Annotated in this window: 10 protein-coding genes; 8 read left to right on the top strand and 2 right to left on the bottom strand. The window is 68.8% G+C overall.

The window, feature by feature from the left end:
- The coding region (locus PKH97_RS11155) for a TetR family transcriptional regulator (RefSeq protein ID WP_324387507.1) at positions 1 to 666 on the top strand (666 nt) is incomplete at its 5' end.
- An 18-nt stretch (positions 667 to 684) separates the two neighbouring features.
- Here the strand turns inward: PKH97_RS11155 and PKH97_RS11150 are convergent.
- Both PKH97_RS11150 and PKH97_RS11145 read right to left on the bottom strand, forming a co-directional pair.
- A complete protein-coding gene (locus tag PKH97_RS11150) occupies positions 685 to 1,419 on the bottom strand; it encodes an ABC transporter permease (RefSeq protein WP_324387506.1) in 735 nt (244 codons plus the stop codon).
- Entirely contained in the window at positions 1,416 to 2,144 is a 729-nt protein-coding gene (locus tag PKH97_RS11145; protein WP_324387504.1) for an ABC transporter ATP-binding protein, read from the bottom strand. Before PKH97_RS11145 ends, PKH97_RS11150 begins: the two co-directional genes overlap by 4 nt.
- Positions 2,145 to 2,216: 72 nt before the next feature.
- Here PKH97_RS11145 and PKH97_RS11140 point away from each other — a divergent pair, with 72 nt between their 5' ends.
- From PKH97_RS11140 to PKH97_RS11110, 7 genes are all read left to right on the top strand, one after another.
- Positions 2,217 to 3,167 carry a proline dehydrogenase family protein gene (locus PKH97_RS11140; RefSeq protein ID WP_324387503.1) on the top strand — a complete coding sequence of 317 codons (951 nt, stop codon included), beginning with the start codon at positions 2,217 to 2,219 and terminating at the stop codon, positions 3,165 to 3,167.
- A 14-nt stretch (positions 3,168 to 3,181) separates the two neighbouring features.
- Positions 3,182 to 3,979 (top strand): pyrroline-5-carboxylate reductase, encoded by a 798-nt coding sequence (proC, locus tag PKH97_RS11135; RefSeq protein ID WP_324387501.1) that lies wholly within the window; start codon positions 3,182 to 3,184, stop codon positions 3,977 to 3,979.
- Positions 3,980 to 4,052: 73 nt separating this feature from the next.
- Positions 4,053 to 4,568, top strand: a complete 516-nt coding sequence (locus tag PKH97_RS11130; protein WP_324387500.1) for a GNAT family N-acetyltransferase — start codon at positions 4,053 to 4,055, stop codon at positions 4,566 to 4,568.
- 34 nt (positions 4,569 to 4,602) lie between these two features.
- Positions 4,603 to 5,793, top strand: a complete 1,191-nt coding sequence (locus PKH97_RS11125; RefSeq protein WP_324387499.1) for an acetoin utilization protein AcuC — start codon at positions 4,603 to 4,605, stop codon at positions 5,791 to 5,793.
- A gap of 281 nt (positions 5,794 to 6,074) precedes the next feature.
- Positions 6,075 to 6,275 carry a helix-turn-helix domain-containing protein gene (locus PKH97_RS11120; protein WP_324387498.1) on the top strand — a complete coding sequence of 67 codons (201 nt, stop codon included), beginning with the start codon at positions 6,075 to 6,077 and terminating at the stop codon, positions 6,273 to 6,275.
- 231 nt (positions 6,276 to 6,506) lie between these two features.
- Positions 6,507 to 6,605 carry an AURKAIP1/COX24 domain-containing protein gene (locus PKH97_RS11115; RefSeq protein ID WP_003792170.1) on the top strand — a complete coding sequence of 33 codons (99 nt, stop codon included), beginning with the start codon at positions 6,507 to 6,509 and terminating at the stop codon, positions 6,603 to 6,605.
- 43 nt (positions 6,606 to 6,648) lie between these two features.
- Entirely contained in the window at positions 6,649 to 7,701 is a 1,053-nt protein-coding gene (locus PKH97_RS11110) for an NAD-dependent epimerase/dehydratase family protein (protein WP_324387476.1), read from the top strand.
- Positions 7,702 to 7,741: the final 40 nt, after the last annotated feature.

Raw genomic sequence — 7,741 nt, 5'->3', positions numbered from 1 at the left:
GGCAGCACCGCCGAAGTCTCGTCGGCCCAAACCGCCGCGGAGCGAGTCGTGAGTCCGCGCGGGCGGCGGCCGGTGGGCGCCGACACCCGCGGCGAGATCGTCGCGGCGGCGCGGATCGAGTTCGCCGCCAAGGGTTATGACGCCACGTCGCTGCGCGCGATCGCCCGCCGGGCTGGCGTCGACCCGGCGCTGATCCACCACTATTTCTCCGGCAAAGCAGCCCTCTTTGCCACCGTCATGGCCATCCCGATCGATCCGAGCGTCATCGTTGCGGGCCTCCTGCACACTCCCCGGGAGCAGATCGGGGCGGCGATGGTCCGCAGCTTCTTCGCGATCTGGGACCAGCCGCCGGCGCGGGAGCGAATGCAAGGGCTCATGCGGTCTGCCATCACCAACCCTGAGGCGGGCCGGATGCTCCGGGAGTTCCTCACCGGCGAGGTGTTTACGCGGGTGACCGCGGAGATGGATGCTCGCGTACCGACCGTCGAGCGGCTCACGTCAACGCCCGAGATCCGCGGCGGGTTGGCCGCGGCGCAGATGGTCGGCGTCGCGATCGTGCGCTATGTCATCGAATACGGACCGGTCGTCGATGCGGGCGTGGAGGAGTTGGTCGCCCTGCTCGGACCGACCCTCCAGACGTATGTCGCACCTCCGCCCGGATCGTGAAGGTGGCCGGCCCGCAGGTCAGTCGGTCCGTCGGCGCAACGTGAAGGAGCCGAGCAGCAAGGCCCCGATGATGAACCCGAGCAGGATCAGCACGTCGCCGCGCACCTGACCCCAGGGGGAGGAACTCGTGGTCACCGCGGACATGGCGTCAACGGCATACGACAACGGCAGCACATCGGAGAGCCAGCGCAGCGGGTCGGCAAGGCCGGCGCGCGGCGCGAGCAGGCCGCACAGAAGGAACTGCGGGAGCACGAAGGCCGGCATGAACTGCACGGCTTGGAACTCGGTGTGCGCGAAGGCGCTCGCGAGCAGACCCAGCGCCGTGCCGAGAACGGCGTCGATGACGGCGATGGCGACAAGCATCCAGACCGGTCCGGAGATGTCCAGCCCGCAGACGTAGATCGAGAAGGCGGTCGCGATGACCGCCTGGAGGATCGCCATGACCGCGAAGGCCAGGGCATACCCGACCATGAAGTCGCCCCGGCCGAGCGGCGTGGTCAGCAGCCTTTCCAGGGTTCCGGAGGTGCGTTCGCGCAAGGTGGCAACGCTGGTGACGACGAACATCACGACGAAGGGGAAGACGCCGAGCAGGGCCGGCCCGACCCGGTCGAAAAGGGGAGTGCCGTCGAAGACCCACGCCAGCAGGCCCATCAGCACGCACGGCACGACCAGGAGCATGGCGACGGTGCGGTGGTCGCCGCGGATCTGGGCGAGCACCCGGCCGGCCGTCGCCAGGGTCAGGCGCGGGTTCACTGCGCCACCTGCGACGATTCGATGAGGGTCAAGAAGGCCGTTTCGGGGTCGTTGGTGCCCGTGCGGGCGAGCAACTCGGCCGGCGTGGTGTCCGCCACCAGCCGTCCCCCGCGCAGCAACAGCAACCGGTCGCACCGGGTCGCCTCGTCCATGACATGGCTCGACACCAGCAAGGAGGTGCCGGATTCCGCGAGGCCGTGGAAGAGCGCCCACAGATCGCGGCGCAAGACGGGGTCGAGTCCGACCGTGGGCTCGTCGAGCACCAGCAGGTCGGGACCGCCGACCAGGGCCGCCGCGAGCGAGACCCGCGAGCGCTGGCCGCCGGAGAGGGTCTCGACGCGGCGATCGCGATAGGGGGTCAGATCGACGCCGGCGATGGCTTGATCCACGGCCTCCTCGCCGACCCCGACCATCGCCGCGAAATAGGCGACATTGGCGCGGACCGACAGATCGGCATACACGCTCGGGCTCTGGGTGACATAGCCGACCCGGCGCCGCAGTTGAGGGCTGCCGGCCTCCAGGCCGAAGACCTCCACTCGCCCGCTGGCGATCCGCTGGACACCGACGATGGATCGCATCAAGGTGGACTTACCGCTGCCGCTCGGGCCCATCAGGCCCACGACCTGGCCGGGCGGGACGGCGAAGGAGAGATCAGGCAGGACCGGTCGGCCACCGCGGGTGACGACCAGGCCCTCGACGGCCACTGCCGGCGAGATATTCACCATATGCTGAAATATAGCACCTCGAAAGCTCGTCTCCTGAAGGGCCCGCACCACCCGGGTGAGTAGCCTGCTGCCATGGGTCCTGCTGAACTGCTGCGCAAGTCCCTCCTCACGCTCGCCGACTCCGGCCGCGTGCGCGACATCGTCGAGCGGGCGCCGGTTTCGCGCTCGGTCGTCAAGCGGTATGTGCCGGGCGCGTATGCCGCGGATGTCGTCACTGCGGTCGCGGACCTCGGTGCCAACGGGCGGGCGGCGACCATCGACTACCTGGGCGAATACACGACCGACGTGGAACAGGCCGAAGCGACCACCCAGGCCTACCTCGACCTGTTGCGCCTGCTCGCTGACGAAGGGCTCACCAGCGAAGGACGCGCCGAGGTCAGCGTTAAACTCAGCGCGATCGGCCAATCGCTGCCCGCCGACGGGCCCGCGATCGCCCTGGAGAACGCGCGGACGATCTGCTCTGCCGCGCGCGCGGCAGGAACGACGGTGACCCTCGACATGGAGGACCACACCACGACGGACGCCACCTTGGAGGCCCTGCACGCGCTACGCGCCGACTTCTCCTTCGTCGGTGTGGCGATCCAGGCCTACCTGCACCGCACCGAGGGCGACTGTCGCGATCTGGCCACGGACGGCAGCCGGGTGCGCCTGTGCAAGGGCGCGTACGCCGAGCCCGCGTCGGTCGCTTATCAGGACGCCGATGACGTGGCCAAGTCCTATGTCCGGTGCCTGAAGGTCCTGCTCGCCGGCCCTGGCTACCCGATGATCGCCACCCACGACCCCCGGCTGGTCGAGATCGCCGCGGCGTTGACCCGCCACCACGGCCGTCCGACCGACAGCTACGAGTTCCAGATGCTCTACGGCGTGCGGCCCGAGGAGCAACGCCGGATCGCCGACCGGGGCAATCAGATGCGCGTTTATGTGCCGTATGGCGAGGAGTGGTACGGATACCTCATGCGCCGGATGGCCGAACGACCGGCCAACGCCTTCCTTTTCGCCCGCTCTCTCATCTCCCGAAACTAAGGACCCGCCAGCCCATGACCATCGCCATCTTCGGTGCCGGAGTGATGGGTGAGACCCTCCTGTCCGGCCTGATTCGCAGCGGCCGAGCACCCGGCGACCTCGTCATCACCGAGCGCCGTGCGGATCGCGCCGCCGAACTCGAAGCCAAATACGGCATCTCGGTCGTCGACAACGCGGCCGCCGCCGAATCGGCCGACGTGCTCGTGCTCGTCGTCAAGCCCCAGGACATGCGCAGCCTGCTGGCCGAGATCGCCCCGGCCATCGCCGTGGGCAATGTCGTCATCTCGCTTGCGGCTGGTATCACCACCGAGGTGCTCGAAGGCGGCCTGCCCGCAGGCACCAGCGTCGTGCGGGTGATGCCCAACACCCCGGCCCTGGTCGACCAGGGCATGGCGGCGCTCTCGCGCGGTGCCCACTGCACCGATGAGCACATGGCCATCGCATCGGACCTGCTCGCCTCCTGCGGGAAAGTGATCGAGGTCCCTGAGTCCTATCAGGACGCGGTGACAGCCATCTCTGGGTCCGGGCCGGCATACGTCTTCTATGTCGTCGAGGCGATGATCGAGGCGGGCGTCGTGCTGGGCCTGCCACGCGCGACCGCGACGGAGTTGACCGTCCAGACTCTCTACGGAGCGGCGACCATGATCCGCCAGACCGGCACCCACCCGACGGTCCTTCGTGAGCAGGTCACCTCGCCAGGAGGCACCACCGCGGCCGCGCTGCGCATCCTCGACGACCACCGGGTGCGGGCGGCCTTCGTCAGCGCCGTTGAGGCGGCCGCGGAGCGCTCCGGCGAGCTGTCCCGCTCCTGAACACCGGCCCCAGCCAGGGTGAACAGCGGCCGTCCGATCCGCCCGCATCCCCGCGGCATGACACGATGGGCCCATGACGGAGATCGTGGTTCGCGCCTTGACCGAGGACGAGTGGGAGCTGCTGCGCTCCTTGCGCCTGAACGCCCTCCAGGAGTCGCCCGACGCGTTCGTGGCCTCCTACGACGACGAGGCCGACGAGTCCGAGGACTTCTGGCGCGCCCGCCTGAGACGGTCGCGCCGCCTGGTCGCCGAGGCCGATGGTGAGCCCGCCGGCCTGGTGAGCATAGGCACGCTCGACGGCGTGGACAACGGCGCCGAGTTCTTCGGTCTGTGGGTCGCGCCGCAATGGCGCGGGCGCAGCATCGCCGCCAATCTGGTGAAGTCCGGAGCGACGTATGCCGCCGAGCAGGGCTTCGACCGGATCGCCTACTGGGTGGGCACCGACAACGGTCGCGCGGTGGCTTTTGCCTCCAGTTTCGGCTTCCGCCCCACGGGCCGCCGCCGCCCGATGCGGGTCCAAAACGGCGACGGCGACGAGGAAGAGATCGCCATGGTGTTGCCGCTGACCGAGGACCGCCGCGGCTTCTGATCGGGCGGCTCCCAGGCCGCGATAGCGTTCCCGTATGGGCGATGGGGCGCGGCTGATCTGGGATCCGATCTTCACCGGGTACAACTTCGGTGACGGGCACCCTATGGGCCCGCTCCGACTCGACCTGACGGCCCGGCTGTGCAAGGAGTTCGGCCTCTTCGACATCGTCGCGCCGATCGCGCCCGAACCCGCGGACGATGACCTGCTGGCGACGGTCCACGACTGGGGCTTCATCGCTGCCGTCAAGCGGGCGTCCGCCGATCCCGCGACGGCGGAATCGGCATACGGGCTGGGGACGGAGGACGATCCGGCCTTCGTGGGGATGCACGAGGCGAGCGCTCGCATCGTGGGCGGCACGGTGGAGATGTGCCGGGCTGTCCACGCGGGCGAGATCGAGCACGGGGTCAACTTCTGCGGCGGCCTGCACCATGCGATGCGGGATCGGGCCAGCGGCTTCTGCATCTACAACGACATCGCGGTCGGCATCGCGTGGCTACTCGACCACGGCGTGGAGCGAGTGGCCTATCTCGATGTCGATGTCCACCACGGCGACGGCGTCGAGGCGATCTTCGCCGACGACCCGCGGGTGCTGACGGCCTCGATCCACGAGAACGGCCGGCTGCTCTTTCCTGGCACGGGGTGGGCCCGCGATATCGGGCACGCGTCGGGGGAGGGCTACGCACTCAATGTGGCGCTGCCGGCGGGGACCTCGGACTCGGCCTGGCTGCGCGCCGTGCGCTCGGCCATCTTCCCGGTCGTGCGCGCCTTCAAGCCGCAGGTGCTGGTCACCCAGCACGGCTGCGACACGCACATGGAGGATCCCCTCGCCCATCTGGCGCTGACCGTCGACGCGCAGCGCCAGGCGATGCTCGACATCCACGACTTGGCTCACGAGCTCTGCAACGGCCGTTGGATCAGCCTCGGCGGCGGCGGTTACGAACTGGTCAACGTCGTCCCGCGAGCCTGGACGCACCTGACCGCCATCGCCGGACACCGCCCGATCGAACCCCAGACCGAGATCCCCCAGGCTTGGCGCGACCAGGTCGCCGCGCTCACCGGTCGCCGCGGACCGGCCCGGATGAGCGACTTGCCCCCGGGCAGCAGCCCCATCTGGGTCCAGCCCTGGGAGCTCGGTTACAACCCCCACAGCCCCGTCGACGCCGCCGTGATGGCCACACGCGAGGCGATCTTCGCTCACCACGGTTTGGACGTTTGGTTCGACTGACAGCGGTCCCGGAGCTCGGCGCCCGGCAGGGTGACTTAGCGGGGTTTAGGTGACGTCCAGCAGGTTCTACCCTGCTGGACGTCGCCTAACTGCTGCTAGCAGACGTTACGTTCGGGGCCGCCGGACGGCGTGTCGGCTGGACAAGCCCGGGTAAATTTCACTCGGCGGTGGCCCCGGCTTCACAGGAGTAACAACTGCCCCTATGGTTGCTCCCGACGAGATTGCGTAGGAATCCGCCGGAGGGGAAGCCGGCGATGCGCGATAGAAAAGACGAGGTTCGCATGTCTGCCGACCGGCAGCTTTCCGAGGTCAAATTTCTCACCGTGGCCGAAGTGGCCGCGATCATGCGCGTATCGAAGATGACCGTGTACCGAATGGTCCACGGTGGCGAGCTTCCCGCGATCCGCGTCGGACGGTCCTTCCGCGTGCCGGCCGACGCCGTCGATGCCTATCTCGAGACCGCCTTCATCGAAACCGCCTGACTCAGGACGTATGCCGGCCTGCCCGGCACCCGCTGCTGGCGACCGCGCGGCGGCCCGAGAAAATATCGCCACCACAAACCGTGCCCAAGGACACCTGGGGCACGGTTTGGGCGTGCCGACTGCCGCCGGTAGGCTGTCCCTTCAGGTAGCTCACGCGGCCACCGACCGAGTCGATCACGGCGGCTGCGATGCGTCCGATGATCTCCACACGTTCCGAAGCAAGGGTTGTCAATGGGTTCTGTCATCAAGAAGCGGCGCAAGCGGATGGCTAAGAAGAAGCACCGCAAGCTGCTGCGCAAGACGCGTCACCAGCGTCGCAACAAGAAGTAACCCTGGCGCCCCGCGCGGGCGTGACGTGAGGTAGGAGAGCACCATGCCGGAAGTCGTCCTGATCACCGGCGTGTCCCGCTATCTCGGTGGCGCCTTCGCGCGTGCCCTGTCGCAAACCGACGAGGTCCCCCGGATCATCGGCGTCGACGTCGTCCCACCCCCGCACCCGATCGGCCGTGCCGAGTTCGTGCGCGCAGACATCCGCTCACCGATGATCGGCAAGATCATCGAGCAGCAGCAGGTCGACACCGTCGTCCATATGGGCGTCATCGCGACCCCGCTCAACGCCGGTGGCCGGGCGACGCAGAAAGAGATCAACGTCATCGGGACGATGCAGTTGCTCGCGGCCTGCCAAAAGAGCACTCGCGTGCAACGCCTTGTCGTCAAGTCGACGGCCGGTGTCTACGGCTCCTCCTATCGGGACCCGGCGATGTTCACCGAGGACATGGCCGCCCGCCGGCTGCCCAACGTCGGTTTCGGCAAGGACTCGGTCGAGGTCGAGGCGTATGTCCGCGGCTTCGCCCGGCGCCGCCCCGACGTCGGCATCACCGTGCTGCGGCTTGCGAATGTCATCGGCCCGCGCATCCGCACGGCGATGACCGACTTCTTCCGGCTCCCGCTGATCCCGCTGCCTCTGGGCTGGGACGGCCGCCTGCAATTCCTCCACGAAGACGATGTCGCAGCGGCAACCGTCCGGGCGACCCTCGCCCCGCCGGCCGGCACGGTCAACGTCGCCGGCGACGGGATCATCACGGTCAGCCAGGCCACGGCCCTGACCGGGCGCCCCTTCGTCAAGATTCCCGCGGTCGCCACCCGCGGCGCCAACTCGCTCTTCAAACGCACCGGGATCCTGGACTTCTCGCCCGAGCAACTGGAGTTGCTGGTCCACGGCCGCGGCCTCGACACCAGCAAGATGCGCCACGTTCTCGGCTTCGAACCGACCTGGACTACCCGTGGCGCCTTCGAGGACTTCGTCGCCGCCGCGCCCCGGCCGGTCGACCAGGCCCTTGCCGCAGTCTCCTCCGCCGCCGACGTCGCCGAAGAGGCCGTGCACGCGGTCACCGGCGTCCTCGTGACCGGAAAGGCCCACCAATGAGCACACCACGCCGCCCCTCCGTCGCCGCTGGCGCGGCCCG

Source organism: Nostocoides sp. (assembly GCF_035343835.1).
Lineage (GTDB): Bacteria > Actinomycetota > Actinomycetes > Actinomycetales > Dermatophilaceae > Nostocoides_A > Nostocoides_A vanveenii.
Note: the sequence above shows the minus strand (reverse complement) of the source record. Positions and strands in the feature narration are given on the sequence as shown.